17 protein-coding genes and 2 pseudogenes are annotated in these 14628 nt (G+C 32.2%); 7 read left to right on the top strand and 12 right to left on the bottom strand.

Annotated features, from left to right (window positions below):
* Positions 1-161: 161 nt before the first annotated feature.
* Positions 162-1571: a SpoVR family protein gene (locus AN960_RS18900; RefSeq protein WP_056474815.1), complete on the bottom strand. Its 1410-nt coding sequence runs from the start codon at positions 1569-1571 to the stop codon at positions 162-164.
* Positions 1572-1734: 163 nt separating this feature from the next.
* Here AN960_RS18900 and AN960_RS18895 point away from each other — a divergent pair, with 163 nt between their 5' ends.
* Positions 1735-1947, top strand: coding sequence for a hypothetical protein (locus AN960_RS18895; protein ID WP_056474812.1), 213 nt, complete (start codon positions 1735-1737; stop codon positions 1945-1947).
* Positions 1948-2257: 310 nt separating this feature from the next.
* Positions 2258-2458, top strand: a complete 201-nt coding sequence (locus AN960_RS18890) for a cold-shock protein (protein ID WP_056474809.1) — start codon at positions 2258-2260, stop codon at positions 2456-2458.
* A 347-nt stretch (positions 2459-2805) separates the two neighbouring features.
* On the opposite strand, the pseudogene AN960_RS18885 reads toward AN960_RS18890, so the two are convergent.
* The 4 genes and pseudogenes from AN960_RS18885 to AN960_RS18870 all read right to left on the bottom strand — a co-directional run.
* Positions 2806-3438, bottom strand: a pseudogene (locus tag AN960_RS18885) (SpoVR family protein); the annotation flags it as partial.
* 64 nt (positions 3439-3502) lie between these two features.
* Positions 3503-4468, bottom strand: a complete 966-nt coding sequence (locus tag AN960_RS18880) for an MBL fold metallo-hydrolase (protein ID WP_056474806.1) — start codon at positions 4466-4468, stop codon at positions 3503-3505.
* A 66-nt stretch (positions 4469-4534) separates the two neighbouring features.
* Complete coding sequence (locus AN960_RS18875) at positions 4535-5860, bottom strand: MFS transporter (protein ID WP_056474803.1); 1326 nt, start codon at positions 5858-5860, stop codon at positions 4535-4537.
* Positions 5861-5900: 40 nt separating this feature from the next.
* Positions 5901-6737 (bottom strand): alpha/beta hydrolase family protein, encoded by an 837-nt coding sequence (locus AN960_RS18870; RefSeq protein WP_056474800.1) that lies wholly within the window; start codon positions 6735-6737, stop codon positions 5901-5903.
* A 381-nt stretch (positions 6738-7118) separates the two neighbouring features.
* On the opposite strand from AN960_RS18870, the gene AN960_RS18865 reads away from it, so the two are divergent.
* Positions 7119-7910: a TrmB family transcriptional regulator gene (locus tag AN960_RS18865; protein ID WP_056474797.1), complete on the top strand. Its 792-nt coding sequence runs from the start codon at positions 7119-7121 to the stop codon at positions 7908-7910.
* A gap of 216 nt (positions 7911-8126) precedes the next feature.
* Here AN960_RS18865 and AN960_RS18860 read toward each other — a convergent pair.
* Positions 8127-8759, bottom strand: a pseudogene (locus tag AN960_RS18860) (SpoVR family protein); the annotation flags it as partial.
* Positions 8760-8945: 186 nt separating this feature from the next.
* Here AN960_RS18860 and AN960_RS25170 point away from each other — a divergent pair.
* Both AN960_RS25170 and AN960_RS24605 read left to right on the top strand, forming a co-directional pair.
* Positions 8946-9080, top strand: coding sequence for a hypothetical protein (locus AN960_RS25170; RefSeq protein ID WP_286131751.1), 135 nt, complete (start codon positions 8946-8948; stop codon positions 9078-9080).
* A 74-nt stretch (positions 9081-9154) separates the two neighbouring features.
* Positions 9155-9292 (top strand): hypothetical protein, encoded by a 138-nt coding sequence (locus AN960_RS24605; RefSeq protein WP_156339728.1) that lies wholly within the window; start codon positions 9155-9157, stop codon positions 9290-9292.
* Here AN960_RS24605 and AN960_RS18855 read toward each other — a convergent pair.
* From AN960_RS18855 to AN960_RS18840, 4 genes are all read right to left on the bottom strand, one after another.
* On the bottom strand, positions 9289-10014 hold the full coding sequence (locus AN960_RS18855; RefSeq protein ID WP_056474795.1) for an anti-sigma factor: 726 nt from the start codon (positions 10012-10014) through the stop codon (positions 9289-9291). The two genes, AN960_RS24605 and AN960_RS18855, sit on opposite strands and share 4 nt — an antisense overlap.
* 3 nt (positions 10015-10017) lie before the next feature.
* Complete coding sequence (locus AN960_RS18850; RefSeq protein ID WP_056474792.1) at positions 10018-10578, bottom strand: RNA polymerase sigma factor; 561 nt, start codon at positions 10576-10578, stop codon at positions 10018-10020.
* A 117-nt stretch (positions 10579-10695) separates the two neighbouring features.
* Complete coding sequence (locus AN960_RS18845) at positions 10696-11166, bottom strand: COG4315 family predicted lipoprotein (protein ID WP_056474788.1); 471 nt, start codon at positions 11164-11166, stop codon at positions 10696-10698.
* Positions 11167-11343: 177 nt separating this feature from the next.
* A complete protein-coding gene (locus AN960_RS18840; protein ID WP_056474784.1) occupies positions 11344-11871 on the bottom strand; it encodes a hypothetical protein in 528 nt (175 codons plus the stop codon).
* 540 nt (positions 11872-12411) lie between these two features.
* Here AN960_RS18840 and AN960_RS18835 point away from each other — a divergent pair.
* Positions 12412-12903 (top strand): YhfM domain-containing protein, encoded by a 492-nt coding sequence (locus AN960_RS18835; protein ID WP_056474783.1) that lies wholly within the window; start codon positions 12412-12414, stop codon positions 12901-12903.
* 139 nt (positions 12904-13042) lie between these two features.
* Here AN960_RS18835 and AN960_RS18830 read toward each other — a convergent pair whose 3' ends face one another.
* The gene (locus AN960_RS18830; RefSeq protein WP_056474781.1) at positions 13043-13519 is read right to left on the bottom strand and encodes a hypothetical protein; all 477 of its coding nucleotides are present in this window, start codon (positions 13517-13519) and stop codon (positions 13043-13045) included.
* Positions 13520-13632: 113 nt separating this feature from the next.
* Complete coding sequence (locus AN960_RS24600; protein ID WP_156339727.1) at positions 13633-13800, bottom strand: hypothetical protein; 168 nt, start codon at positions 13798-13800, stop codon at positions 13633-13635.
* Positions 13801-14115: 315 nt separating this feature from the next.
* On the opposite strand from AN960_RS24600, the gene AN960_RS18825 reads away from it, so the two are divergent.
* Positions 14116-14535: a hypothetical protein gene (locus tag AN960_RS18825; protein ID WP_056474779.1), complete on the top strand. Its 420-nt coding sequence runs from the start codon at positions 14116-14118 to the stop codon at positions 14533-14535.
* Positions 14536-14628: the final 93 nt, after the last annotated feature.

Below are 14628 nucleotides of genomic sequence, written 5' to 3'. Positions count from 1 at the left end.
TATGTTCAGTAGTAAATTTAGTCATAAAAAATGCACCTCCAAATGTTAGTCGTGTCTAACATTTGGGGTGCACTTCAGAGAACAGGTGGTTTATTCTTAATCTATTCCTCCAAAAAATCTACTTTCCTTTAAATGGAAAAACCACCTTCAAAAAGGTGATCCTAAATATACTTCCGATGAATATTCTTCCCATCATAACTAAACAACACAGACTTATTCTCAATATTAGTCTCCAAATGGACCCCTCTACCCCATAACTGATGGATATAAGGCATTACCTTTTCAACATACTTCACATCAAGTTCCATATTTTCATAGGAATGCTTCAAATAAAGCTCCCCATTTTTTAAGTAATCGCCCTCTTGAACAACGATATATGGGAATCCGCCATTTACCCTATTAACAACAAGCTGATCTCTTACATTTTCCCATGCCTTATCAGTGACTTTATACTCCTTACCTTGTTGCTGGAATAAATATATATCTTCTCGCATTATGAGTTCCTTAGTTAAGTAGTTACGAATGAATGAACTATCGGACTCTAATTCTCGTACCTCAAAAATTTTTTCAGTTCCAGAACCAGCTTTCACCCCATATTGTTTCATTTCTTCAGATGGATTGTTATATCTTTCTTCAATATCCTCAAACATTTTCAGTCCAAAATAGTAAGGGTTTAAACTTGTCTTCGAGGGCTGTAGTACATTTGCATTCAGTTTTGCAAATTCAATTGATTCACCTGATGTTAAATCTAACTCTCTCATAATACGTTGATGCCAAAGACTAGCCCATCCCTCATTCATAATTTTTGTTTCGAGCTGTGGCCAAAAATAAACCATTTCCTCTCGTAACATTGTTAAAATGTCTCGTTGCCACTCTTCTAATTCGCGACTAAAGTGTTGAATAAATAGTAAAAGATCCTTTTCAGGTTGTGGTGGGAATTTCTTTTTTCGAGGTTTTACAGGAGCAATGTTTTCTTTTTTATTATCTAAATTCCATAAATCATCATATAGGCCTACTCGAGGAACGGGGGGGATCATATCATCTTCTAATTGCCACGATAATTTATTTCTTACAATTGAAGGGTCAATATGTTCTTGAATAGCTATAACCGCATTCAAAAATTCTTCTACTAGCTTTTTTCCATATTTTTGTTCATATTGATTAATTCTTTCAGCAGTTGCAGTCATGCTTTCGACCATATCTCGTTTTGTATTACTAAATCGCACATTATTTTTAAAGAAATCACTATGAGCGAGTACATGGGCAACGATCAATTTATTTTGTACGAGGCTGTTGGTATCAAGTAAAAATGCGTAACATGGATTAGAATTAATCACTAATTCATAAATCTTACTTAATCCTAGATCATATTGTAACTTCATCTTATAAAATTTTTTTCCAAAGCTCCAATGAGAATATCTAGTAGGCATTCCGTACGCACCAAACGTGTAAATAATATCGGAAGGGCATATTTCATACCTCATCGGAAAATAATCAAGTCCAAATCCTTTTGCAATTTCAGTAATTTCGTCTATTGCATACTCTAATTCACGAAAATTATTTGAGTTCATTATTATTCCCCCTACTATGTGTATTGACAATGTATGAGATTTTTTGACGTTATATACTATGGAGATTAAATTAATAATCCTACAAAAAATTTGTAATAATTGAATTTACAGGACAAAACCTCTTTTGTGTCGAATTAATCTAATTTAGAAGGGGGATGGGAAAATGAGTAAAGAGAATCTATTAAAGAACCTTCGACTTGCAACAAGAGGAAATTTCTTTTTAATCAACATTAAAAATTCATTGGAAAATGATACAAAAATGATTGAAAAACTGGCTAAGGAACTAGAACTAGATGGATTAATCAAACTAAAAGAGTGCACACAATTAGAAGATTCACTCTTTTTAAGCGGAATACTTAAATATGCATCCAATTAAATTGGATGCTTTTTCGTCGTTGAACAAATTGAATATTAAATAGATACAAATGATTCAAAAAAAAGTCTTCTTTCTTTTTATAAAAGTAAAGTCCTTTTTAAAATGTCGATCTTAGGACATGGCAAATACTAAAGAAGACGTATTCAATTAATTATTTAAAAGAAAGCGTCTTAAGTAATAGAAAGTTTAGTATTGGTCATGTAAAATATGTTAAGTCATTTATATTTAATTAGGTGAATTTGATTATCTTTATTTTAAATGTTAATATTGGAATATTAATGTGTGCAAATCGCACTAGGAGGAAACAAAAATGGAACATGGTAAAGTAAAATGGTTTAATGCAGAAAAAGGGTTTGGATTTATTGAGCGTGAAAATGGTGATGATGTATTCGTTCACTTCTCAGCAATTCAAACTGACGGATTCAAATCATTAGATGAAGGTCAAGCAGTAACATTTGAAGTAGGACAAGGGCAACGCGGACCACAAGCAACTAATGTTAAAAAAGCATAGTTAACTCAAAGAAGTCGGATTCTATCAAGTAGAATCTGACTTCTTTTATAACTTATAATATAAAAAACCCTTATTCATAAATAGAATAAGGGTAAAATTTAACGTGGATCTTGGTAAAGAAAATGGTTTAATGTATTATAGCCCAAATAAAATGAATATACAAATATCCACTAAATATCTTTTAAAGAAGATAGTTTGTTTAAAATAGATTAAGCTTGCTTAACTGTGATGTAGTAATAAAATGTACCTTATGCAACTATCCTGCATTTAGTTGCATAAGGTACACTTCTCGAAAAAATATTTTATACTTTCTAATCCATTAAGAAAACCACCTAAAAAAGGTGGTTCTAAATATACTTCCGATGAATATTCTTTCCATCATAACTAAACAACACAGACTTATTCTCAATATTCGTTTCTAAATGAACTCCTCTGCCCCACAATTGATGGATATACGGCATAACCTTCTCAACATACTTAACATCAAGTTCCATATTTTCATAGGAATGCTTCAAATAAAGCTCACCATTTTTTAAATAATCTCCTTCTTGAACAACAATATAAGGGAATCCACCGTTTACTCGACTAACGACAAGTTGATCTCTTACATTCTCCCAAGCTTTATCCGTAACTTTATATTCCTTACCTTGTCGCTGGAATAAATACATATCTTCTCGCATGACAAGATCTTTCGTTAAGTAGTTTCGAATAAATGAACTATCAGACTCTAATTCTCGTACTTCAAACATTTTTTCTCTTCCGCTGCCAGGTTTAACACCTAGCTCACGCATTTCTTTTGTTGGATTATTATATCGCTCTTCAATATCTTCAAACATTCTCAATCCTAAATAATACGGATTAATACTTGTTTTCGATGGCTGAACTACTCCAGCATTAAGTTTTGCGTATTCGATTGCTTCATTTGAATCTAGATTTAATTCACGCATGATGCGAATGTGCCAGTAACTTGCCCAGCCTTGTTTCTCTTAAAGATATTAAATGTTCTTCTTAATTTAAGAGATATATAGTGTAACCCTATATAATTTACAGTCTTACGTACTTATTTTGAAGCCCATCTTTATACTCACGTATTTCACCTTTTGCAACTAAATAACTTAAATAGGCATTAGTCTCTCCTAGTGCAATCCACTTTTCTAGTACACTTGAACCTATTGGAACTAAAGTATTGGATACTTGATAAGCACTCATATCTCCTGTAATCTTCTCGAGTACGAAACCAATTCGTTCTTCATAATGATGTAGTAATTCGTTAATTCTCTCTTGTGCATCCATAAAAATGGGACCATGTCCTGGTAAAACTAATGAAATTTCCATTAATTGCATCGTTTTTAATGTCTCAAGATACATACTTAATGGATTTTTATTTCCATAGCCATGATATGAGATATAAGGAATAGTTTCTCTAGTCAAATGATCTCCTGAAAGAAGAATCTGTTCTTCACTATTATAAAAACAGATATGCCCATCCGAATGACCAGGCATTTGTATAGCTTCAAAAAGAAGCTCACCAATTGGATAAAGCCTATTTGTTTCTATGGTACACACATTTTTCGGAAATCTGTTAGCTGATGTGTTCACAGGTTGTAATTGCTTTACTAGTTTCTGCGGCATGCCTGCTGTTAAATAAAATCTTGAAAATGATTCCGCATCTAGATTATTCTGTGCGACTGCTTGTTCTTTCTCACTTAGAAAAACATTCGCTCCAGTCTGCTGTTGTAATTCTCTTGCATATTCAAAATGATCAGGGTGATGATGGGTTATCAAGATACGCTCAACATCTCGAAGTGGTTCAATACTGTATTTATTAAACGCAGCTTCCCAGGCCAGGCGTGTTTCATTGCGATTCATTGCCGTATCGATTATTGTCCACTTTCCTTCTCTACGTGCTAAGTAACAATGAACATTATCATTCCAAAAAGGTAGTGGAATTGTTACTTGATAAATGCCATATCCTTTCATTTTTTCGATTCCTTCATTAATTAATTGCATAATGGAATTTTGCACCTCTACTTTAGCCATTTTTTTGGGGTATGAGGCTTTAACCTAAAATTTATTTCATACAATCTGATTATTTACAGCGTTTTTAACTATTTCATTGGTTTGGACTGGTTTTTCTTTTAAGAAAAGAGCACTTACTGCTGCTATCGCTGCTAGGACTGAGAAAAATATAAATACTTTAGTGAAATCAAAACTTCCACCTGTACGAACTGTTATTAGATAACCGGCTACTAACGGGGTTAGAAATGCCCCTAACTGACCACAACCATTAACTATTCCCGTTACACTACCGACAACTTCACTAGGGTATCTTTTTTGAAGTGCAGCTGTAAGAGAACCAGAGTTAAATGCTACAAAAAATCCTGAAGCCAATAGTAAAGTTAATAGCATAGGTGTATTTCCCTTACTAACAGATCCGAGCATCCAAAGCACGGGAATACATCCAATATAAGCAATCAGAGCAATTGGTTTCATTTTGTTAAATTTATCCATCAACCAACCTCCCATTAAAATACTGATGATACTAATTATTGGAGGTAATGCTGAGACAAATCCCATTTCCTTAATATTAAAGTTGTGTTGTTGAACTAAGAAAGTGCTAAGCCAAGTTGTGAACCCCCAAAGAATACCGATCTGACAAAACATCATCAGGCAAATCACATAGAAGGTACGATCTTTCAAGTAAATTTTGTGGTTAACTTTTTCCTTCGTAGTTACTTGTAGAGTTGCCTCTTTATTCAGATTTATAATGTCTAATTCACTTTTACTTATTCTACCTTTTTTATACATTTCTTCTGGTGTATCTTTAAAGAACAACCAAAGTAGTAAAATACCAATTACACCAGGAATAGCTAATGTGAAGAATACAGGTCTCCACTGACCGTCAAATAAGGAAGCAGAGAGATTAGTTAAGATGATAGGTACAAGTGCTAATCCAACGTAATTTGAAGTATTAAAAATTGAAAGGGCTTTACCACGTTCTGAATATGGGAACCAATTACTAATTGCTTTAGCTGAAGGTGGAAAATGATGTGCTTCTCCAAGCCCTAAACCTATTCGCAAAGCAATAAACTGGGTAAAATTTTTGACAAATCCAGTAACTACACTTACTAAAGTAAAAACAATTATGGCAACATTCATGACCTTTTTGGGTCCGAATTTATCCGCTAAAAATCCCGAAGTAACCTGACCGACCGCATACGCGAAAAAGAACGCAGAAGCGATTTGCCCAACTTGGACTGGCGTTAAATTCATATCTTTTTGTATGAATGGTAAGAAAGTTAACACAGCCACACGATCAAAGTAATTGATTATATATAGTAGCCAAACGATAAACAGTATAACGTATTTATATCCCCATAATTTCCTTACTGCATTTGACATATATTTTTACTCCCCTTCCTTTATTGGCTTTTCATATTTTTTAATCTTTCAATAAATTCCTAACCTCATTAACAATGCTGTCCCATACCTTAGAATTTGGATCAATAATTTCAAAATGTTCGACATTAGGTAACGTAATCATCTTAACTTGGTCACCTGCTTTTTCGGCAAGTTCTTTATATAGGACACTTAATTTTACTGGAACATTTACATCTAAATCACCATGAATCAATACTTGGGGAACTTTTAACGGAAGCAATTGAACTGGTGAAACCTCAGCATATCTTTCAGGTACTTCAAATGGTGTACCCCCTACATAGTCAGTTACTGGGTTATCAATTTTCATATTTTTTACTATTCTTTGTTTGTAATTGATCAGGTTATTCATAAGTTCTAAGTCAATTATGCCACCTAAACTGACTACTCCTTTAAGTAATAGTGGGGCACTGGATGTTTTTAATATACTATCTTCTTGTAGACGATAACGGCCCGCTAACCAGAAAGCAAGCTGACCTCCAGCTGAATGGCCCATTGCAACCACTTTTGTTAAATCCAAATCATATTGTTCGCCTATTGTTTCTAAAAAGTCTGTAGCATTGGCAACATCATTCAAAGTACCAGGATAAGCACCTCCAATATTACCTACCCTTCTATATTCAATATTCCATGTTGCTAGTCCACGTTTTGAAAGGTCTTCTGAAACGGCATCCATTAAATCTGCCGCAAATATCGATTTCCAAAATCCTCCATGAATAACAACAACTACAGGATGTGGTCCTGGACCTTCAGGAATACGTAATTCTCCGTATTGCCACTGATCATCACCATAATTCAAGCGTATCTTTTTTGTATTTCCAATTTCACTATCAACTCTCATGTAAACGCCTCCATTTTTCTGGGTACCTAAGGATTAACTTAAATTATTACACTCACATCTCTCCTCCTTTTTCCATTTGTAATACAAATTAAAAACTACTTCAAAAATAAGTAGTATTATACGATACTACTCTCGTTAAATGTATTATAGTTATTTTTCAGAATATTATCAATATTAATTTTAAAAATAGAAGTATTTTCCGGTACCACTATATACCGAACACATCTATTCAGTCATGTAGCAATCACACAAAGATTGGAAACTTAAAAATTATGAATCGTTGTATAGCTTGATTATTTTATTCAATCTAGTAGTATTTATATATACTCATCTACATTTAACAACAAAAAATAAATTTAAAAATTGCAAAAGGAGGTACATATGGTTGAACTTTTAAAAAAAATAGGATTATCTGACCTTGAAGCACGTTGCTATTTGGCATTACATGAAGAGCCTGGAATATCAGGTTATGAAGTAGCTAAAAGAGTGTCAGTTTCACGTACTAATGTTTATTCTGCTTTGAGATCATTAACGGACAAGGGTGCTTGTCGATGCATAGAAGGAGATCCAGCTAGATACGATGCTGTTCCCATAGAACAATTAACGAAACATTTACAAACAGAATTTGAACAAGTAACAAAAGTATTAGTAAACCAATTAAAGTCTCCAACTATAATTGCTCCTTCTTTTTATAATTGGCAAGGAGATAAGCAACTTAGTACAACTATTCGTCGAATAATTGCCAATGCAAAAGATTTCATTGTAATAGACATTTGGTCAGAAGATTTACATTGGGTTGAAGAAGACTTACTTGATGCTGAAAATAGAGGTGTCAATGTGATACTCATTACAATTGGAGAATGTCAAACAGCGCTTAAGAACATTTTTGTCCATATTCGAAGTGAAGATTGGAGCATTTCTAGTTTAAGAAATTTTTCTATTTTATGCGATTCAAAAAAAGCTTTAATCGGTGGTTTTGGAAATTCAACAAAACTCACTGCTTTAGAAACTGACCATCCATCAGTAGTTGGAATGTTAAAAACTGCTTTTTACCATGATCTAATCATGCAACATATTGAAAAAGATTTTCAATCTGCACTTGTGGAGAGATATGGTGAAAAATACAAAAAAATATTAGAATTTTACGCTTTTGAAAAAGGCTGGAATATATAAGTTAATGTTCTTTCCTTTAATTAATCAATCATAAAGAAAAGGTTGCTTGCGCAACCTTTTCTTTTTTTCCCATCCAATCGGATTCTGCAGTTTTCTGGCTAAAGGATCGCCAACTTTCTAAAAGTGCTTAACGGTTTATTGAGGCACTATATACAGATCCAGCATGACTTCGGATTTGTATTTGATGAAAAAAAATACCACCTCTAAGAGGTGGTATTATATATACTTCCGATGAATATTCTTCCCTTCATAACTAAACAACACAGACTTATTCTCAATATTCGTCTCCAAATGAACCCCTCTACCCCACAACTGATGAATATAAGGCATAACCTTCTCAACATACTTCACATCAAGTTCCATATGTTCATAGGAATGCTTCAAATAAAGCTCCCCATTTTTTAAATAGTCTCCTTCTTGAACTACAATATAAGGGAAACCTCCATTTACCCGACTAACAACAAGTTGATCCCGTACATTTTCCCATGCCTTATCCGTAACTTTATACTCCTTACCTTGTCGCTGAAATAAATACATATCTTCACGCATAACAAGGTCTTTCGTTAAGTAGTTTCTTATAAATGAACTATCAGACTCTAACTCTCGTACTTCAAACATTTTTTCTCGACCGCTGCCAGGTTTAACACCTAACTCTCTCATTTCTTTTGTTGGATTATTATATCGCTCTTCAATATCTTCAAACATTCTTAGTCCTAAGTAGTATGGATTAATACTTGTTTTAGAAGGTTGAACTACTCCTGCGTTTAGTTTCGCGTATTCGATTGCTTCATTCGAATCGAGATTTAGTTCACGCATGATACGGATGTGCCAATAACTTGCCCAGCCTTGTTTCTCTTAACGATCTTCTTTTTGACTAAGAATCTTCTATTCCTAATTCAACATAGTGGCAGATTAGTCACAATGAACGAAACAGCTCCATTTTGCTTATCGTAGGTTGCACTTGGCAAGAATGGTAGTAATCAAAAAGCCTACCCAAACCAAATGTAGAGCTACAAACAAAAGGAGCCGTGTACTATGAAGGTTGGTCAAAAATTTATTGGTTTAAACGTTTCAAAAGATATTATTGCTGATAAGGAAGAAGCCCATCAAGATTTCATGGGAATATCCAAAATACTCCAGAAGCTATTCGAAAACTTTTTAAGAAGTTAGGTGATCCATAGAAATTAATAGTTTGTTATGAAGCTGGTTCAAGTGGATATAGTATTTACCGTCAACTTTTATCGATGGATATCGAATGGATTGTAGTAGCACCAACACTAATTCCTAAACGTACTGGAGATCGAGTAAAAACGGATCGTCGCGATTCATTACAGTTAGCTCAGCTTCTACAACTTGAAAATGCGTTTGAAGGATATTATTAAGTTCCTACTATTTTTTCACCTCTTGGCTTTACGCTATTTTCATCTGGTTCAAGTGTAATCCCAATTTTATCGAAAACTTCATTTTCCTGAAGTTCTAATGTCAAAATACCTGAGCCATTGTTATTTGGTTTAAATATCCCAGCATTTTTTCGCACTCCTTTGTTCAGTAACCACACTTGATAAACTTTTTTACCTTCCGTTTTTTGTAAGTTGTTTACTTGCACAATTAGCTTTTTTTCTTGACCTTGATGCACAATAAAGGCATGTCCATTTGCTTCACTTTGATTAACAGAAGATAGTGTAAGTGTAGATAAAATTTCGACTGGACGGCTACTCAGTTCCTTATTAATTGCCGTTTGATTACTCAACTTGGTATTTTTAAAATTGAATACGATTATAGTTAATAACGTTAAGATTAAGACAGTTGTTAAAGGTGTAAACTGCTGTTTTAAATAAGTTAACCAGTTTTTTAGTTTGATTGTGAATAAGTTTTGTTCATCTTTTTGTTGTGCAAATACAAATTCAAACACCTCAGATTTTAATGATTCTGGTACTTCTGTTTCTTCAATGTCAGATTGGAGGGCTTCCCAACTTTCTTTTATCTGATTATATTCATTATTACATTTCAGACAGGTTTCTAAATGTTCTTTAAATTCTCTTTGTTCTACTTTACTGAGTTCATTCGTAATATAAGGAAGTAAATGATTACATATTTTTTTCATTACTTAACCTCCTATGTTAAAATACTTTCTTAATTTCTTTAGTGATTGATGTAGTCTATTCTTCACGGTTCCTAAAGGCTCATCTTCCATTTCGGCAATTTCATGAAGTGTATACCCGTTCCAATAAAACAAATCTATTAATCTTTTTTGAGATTGAGATAACTTATCCTTTGCTTCTTGGAGTTCAAATTTATTTATTGTACCTGCTATTTCGTTGGTAGAATCTTCTATTTCAAGCTGTTTGCTAGAATGATGGTAGACATTCCATTGCCTATTAAAATTCTCATTACAATCTTTCCGAATATAATCTATACAAATATTTCGAGTAATAGTAAGTAACCAGTTTATAAATTCACCTTTTGTATCATCATAAGTGCTTTTTGTTGTCCAAAGTCGCAAAAAAACCAGTTGAATAATTTCTTTCGTCTTTTCTTCGTTTCTTTGTGTAAACTTATAAACAAAACTATAAATTAATTTAATATAGCGATTATATAGTTCTTCTAATGCAGGACTTTGCTTTTTTTTGACTAAATTCATTAATTCAAAATCACTTTTATCCTTCAATCGTTGATGCTCCTCTCTTGAGGTATTTTATTAGTTTGATAGTAAAATTATATAATTGGAGGAGAATAAAAGGAACAATCAACATAGACGATTGTTCCTTTGTATTTGATAATTAATTTATTTAAATGTGGTGTCAGTATTCACAATATACCAAATCTCCTTAATTCCTTGTCCATTTACATCACCTTTTACTTTATCATTCACAAAATAATAGAGTGGATAACCTTTATAAGTAACTTGATTCTCTCCTGAATCTTCCCTTGTAATAGTTCCAAAGTCATTTTTATCAAATCCTACTGGCACTTTAAATTTATCTGCAGTAAATGGGGGCCAGTTTTTCAAACATTCTCCACTACAATTACTTTTTTCATATACATCATTTTTAAAATAATAAAGCGCCATTCCTTTGGAATCAGCTAAATATTTACCAACTTTAACGTTTTCTAATAATTGTAGTGTTGATATTTCTTGATTTCTTATTTTTTCATAATTAGAGGATTTAGTACTTTTTTCTGATTCTCCAATGTTACAAGCTGCTGACATCAGGATTGATGTTATAGTCATTAAAATTAACATCATTTTTTTCATCTGTATTCCTCCTTAATATTTTAGTTTCAAATTAGTAAACGGTCCTACCTTATAAAAGGTTTGAAAAACTTTATATCTTTTCATTTATTTTCTAAATCCATTATTCTTGTTTCAATATAAAGAAAACCCATAATTCTCTTTCCTGATGTCATGGGCATTTTATAATGTATTTTTCAGTTATTTCTCTATAGAATCTCTTGGTGAAGTAATAGCCCAACCAACTGGAGCTGCACCGACTGGATGGCTTAATGTTTTGCCTTCGATTACAGATGTACTATTATTTTTGACGAACGTGCCGTCTGTTTTAACATTGTAGTATGTACTCAAATTATTTACTTCCTTATCTTTAAAACTAAATGTAATCGCTGGAGTAAATTTATCAACAAGTTGGCCTGTTTCCATATCAGTAACTTTGAACGCAAAATTCATAATTACTATTTCTCCTTCTGGCGCATTAGCTTGGAAATTTTTATTATCCCCCTCAAGAACTTGAAAAGTAACGTCATGTTGAAACGTCACTTCTGGGATCGCAATTTTAATTCCACTATGACTTATTTTTGCCGCTTCCCCTGCCTTAATTTTCTTTTCTGCAACTACATTAGTAAATCCGAACTGTGTAAAATCAGTAGCTGCGGAAGCTACAGCACCAAATAATAACATTGAAATAACTGACAGTACACTTGCAAGCGTAAAACGAAATTTCATTTTCTAACATCTCCTTCAGTTTTGTATTGGCCTCTCGTTATAGGTAACGAAGAATGCAACGATAAGGTTTGAAGAAACTGAAATTAAATAAAATTAAGTTATTATCGAACTAACAGACTCATGTTTATATTTTTCATATTAACTAGATTCTTGTCAAATTCTCCTTTTTCATCTATTTAATCATTATTTCAATTTAAAAAACTACCAATGGCAACTTCAATTGCAGAACAGGCAGCCATAAAAAATATTTAAGAATTTCTCATTTTTCCATTTAACTATCCCATAGGCTCCTATACTTGCTTTAGTTTTATAAAGGTATATTCTTCACTATTTTTTTAATGCAGAACAGTTTCTAAAAGGAATGAATATGGAATGGTTTTAAAATTCATATTGAACTAACGCATGCCTTAATTCAATTAAAGTGTAGAAAGCCTGTCAAATTAGAAAGTCTTTTAACAGAGCCTAAATTTATTAACGAAGGAATATTAGCATTGAAATAGAATAGTGCATTATAAGGAAACACTGATGAGGTGGAATGAAATGAGATTTACTAAATTGAAGCAATTATATTTAACTATTTTATTACTATTAACATTTTCATTGATTGGGTGTAGTGATAATCAGGTTACACAAGCAAAATGCGGAGAGAAGAAGGTTGTTAAAGCGAAATGTGTAGGAAACTTCTTATTTGAAGGAAAATCTGTTGAAAGTGTTACAATTTCAAGAGTCGGAGAGAATATGTTAGATATAAAAGAACCACATGCTTCATATCATCAAGATGCATCAATTGAACTTCAAATTTTTATTGATGCAATCAAAACAGCAAATAAAATTGATGGGATAGTAGATGTTGCAAAAGCTGACTACTATTTAACAATGTCATTTGAAAACAAAACAAGTTCACATTATTTTTTATGGTTGAGTGATGATGGAGGTTCAATTATGAATGAAAACGATTCAAATACAATGTACAGGTTACATTCAGATTTAATAAGTGATTTAAATAAATATATTAATGGTTATAAGGAATAATTAAATTAGCATAATAGATTCCTGGTTTCAATATCATTAAGTAATAACTCTTCAATCGTTTATCTATTATATATTTATTGATATATTTTAGGACTTTCCATTGCATCTTCAATTTTGAAACATGAACTAATTTTAAACACTACTTTGTCACTACTTCTTTTCCACCTTTTGATTTGTATAGTATTAATGAAATTCCTGAGTATGAATGTGGAAGATATTCAGCTTTACAATAAAAATTTCCATTATGAGCTTTATAATAAGGGTTGTTATTGAACGTTATTATCTGTTTCCCAAATCTAGCCTCTAAACTTCCACCTCCCCTTCCATTATATCTATTAATTATACATTTCCCTTGAATTAATTTTGTGTGTTGAGACATTGCGTCTGGTAAATCTTGTACAAGTTTTACAAAAGAAATGCTAGAAAACAAACAAACCATTAAAGCAACTACTAATCCGAATTTTTCCTTTAAGGATATTTGATACAATTTTCTATTCTTCTTAGTCTTTTTATATATTATTTTACTGTTCTTCTTTTTATAAAAATTCCAAATAGAAATTGACATACCAATAATTAAACCTAAATATATAATAGTTTGAAAAAAATAACTTAACATTAATTGATTACTTCCTTTCTAAATAAATTATTAAATAGCTATATTCTTACTGTCTTACCAATATAACTTCTAATATTAAACTGAGGGGCTATTAATAAATCAGCTCATCAGTGCTATTCAACTAAGGTTCCAACCACTGCACCTGTAACAAATCCTATTATTATTATAAATAGATTTCCATAAGACCCTTTAAGCCAGTCTACGTTGAAAATATAGGCTATTCCATACATAATCCCTATAGCCAACCAACCAAAAAAGACTTTTATAAAATACTTCTTCATTGTTGGCTCCTTTCTTTTGAATGAAATATCCATAAGTCTAATTATATTTTCTTATTATTTTGCTACATAAGTGAAACTTTGCGAGGTTAGCACAACATGAAAAAAAAATGCCGCAGAGATTGTTTTAGGCATTCCATAAATATTTATTCTCTTATCATTTATCCTATTCCTTGTTACTAACCTGCCATTTACTTTAATAAGAAAAAAGCTACCGAAGCAGCTTAAAGGTTATTTAACTAATGCACTGCGATAGTTGAACAAGAAAAAAATAAACAAGCATACTTAGGGGATAGTAATAGTGAGGTGAATTACTTCATGAAGAAGATTTTATTAACTTCATTTATGCTATTATTTATGATCCCAAGCACTACTTATGGTGAAAGTCTAGTAAATGCAAAATGCCCTCCAACTGAGAATTTACAAAAGCCAAATATAAAGGACAAAGATGAATTGATAAGTGCCTTAAATGACATTATTCCAAAGATATATGGAACAGATCTTAACCATAAAGAATGGAGAATCGAGAAAATTCAACCTGCTGCAAGCTTGACTGGATTCGAGAAACACTACTTCGGTATTGCAGTAACTTTTTGTGGTAAAGAAGTAGCAAATCACTCATGGTTCGTTCGACTAATATTCCCTAGGATGCTTCCAGCTGTCAGTGCTGCAACTGGAGAACTCTACATTGTTAAAGATCGGAATGATAACTGGATTCCTTGGTTTCAATATCATTAATATTTCAAATGTAATACAACTAAACCAGCTAATAGTTGTCAATATTTTTCAATAAAAATTTTATAAAACACATGTTATACTAAAAATAGACAT

The sequence above is a fragment of the Bacillus sp. FJAT-25509 genome (genome assembly GCF_001420605.1).
GTDB lineage: Bacteria > Bacillota > Bacilli > Bacillales > Bacillaceae_G > Gottfriedia.
The sequence above is the reverse complement of the archived record's forward strand: the minus strand, read 5'-3'. Positions and strand labels throughout refer to the sequence as shown.

Coding starts and splice junctions, on each gene's coding strand:
- AN960_RS18855 (WP_056474795.1), bottom strand. CDS start 10,014: ATGAAAAAAATATGTAATCATTTACTTCCTTATATTACGAATGAACTC.
- AN960_RS18870 (WP_056474800.1), bottom strand. CDS start 6,737: ATGAGAGTTGATAGTGAAATTGGAAATACAAAAAAGATACGCTTGAAT.
- AN960_RS18890 (WP_056474809.1), top strand. CDS start 2,258: ATGGAACATGGTAAAGTAAAATGGTTTAATGCAGAAAAAGGGTTTGGA.
- AN960_RS18900 (WP_056474815.1), bottom strand. CDS start 1,571: ATGAACTCAAATAATTTTCGTGAATTAGAGTATGCAATAGACGAAATT.
- AN960_RS24600 (WP_156339727.1), bottom strand. CDS start 13,800: ATGAAGAAGTATTTTATAAAAGTCTTTTTTGGTTGGTTGGCTATAGGG.
- AN960_RS18845 (WP_056474788.1), bottom strand. CDS start 11,166: ATGAAAAAAATGATGTTAATTTTAATGACTATAACATCAATCCTGATG.
- AN960_RS18830 (WP_056474781.1), bottom strand. CDS start 13,519: ATGTTAAGTTATTTTTTTCAAACTATTATATATTTAGGTTTAATTATT.
- AN960_RS25170 (WP_286131751.1), top strand. CDS start 8,946: ATGAAGGTTGGTCAAAAATTTATTGGTTTAAACGTTTCAAAAGATATT.
- AN960_RS18825 (WP_056474779.1), top strand. CDS start 14,116: ATGAAGAAGATTTTATTAACTTCATTTATGCTATTATTTATGATCCCA.
- AN960_RS18865 (WP_056474797.1), top strand. CDS start 7,119: ATGGTTGAACTTTTAAAAAAAATAGGATTATCTGACCTTGAAGCACGT.
- AN960_RS24605 (WP_156339728.1), top strand. CDS start 9,155: ATGGATATCGAATGGATTGTAGTAGCACCAACACTAATTCCTAAACGT.
- AN960_RS18840 (WP_056474784.1), bottom strand. CDS start 11,871: ATGAAATTTCGTTTTACGCTTGCAAGTGTACTGTCAGTTATTTCAATG.
- AN960_RS18875 (WP_056474803.1), bottom strand. CDS start 5,860: ATGTCAAATGCAGTAAGGAAATTATGGGGATATAAATACGTTATACTG.
- AN960_RS18880 (WP_056474806.1), bottom strand. CDS start 4,468: ATGCAATTAATTAATGAAGGAATCGAAAAAATGAAAGGATATGGCATT.
- AN960_RS18895 (WP_056474812.1), top strand. CDS start 1,735: ATGAGTAAAGAGAATCTATTAAAGAACCTTCGACTTGCAACAAGAGGA.
- AN960_RS18835 (WP_056474783.1), top strand. CDS start 12,412: ATGAGATTTACTAAATTGAAGCAATTATATTTAACTATTTTATTACTA.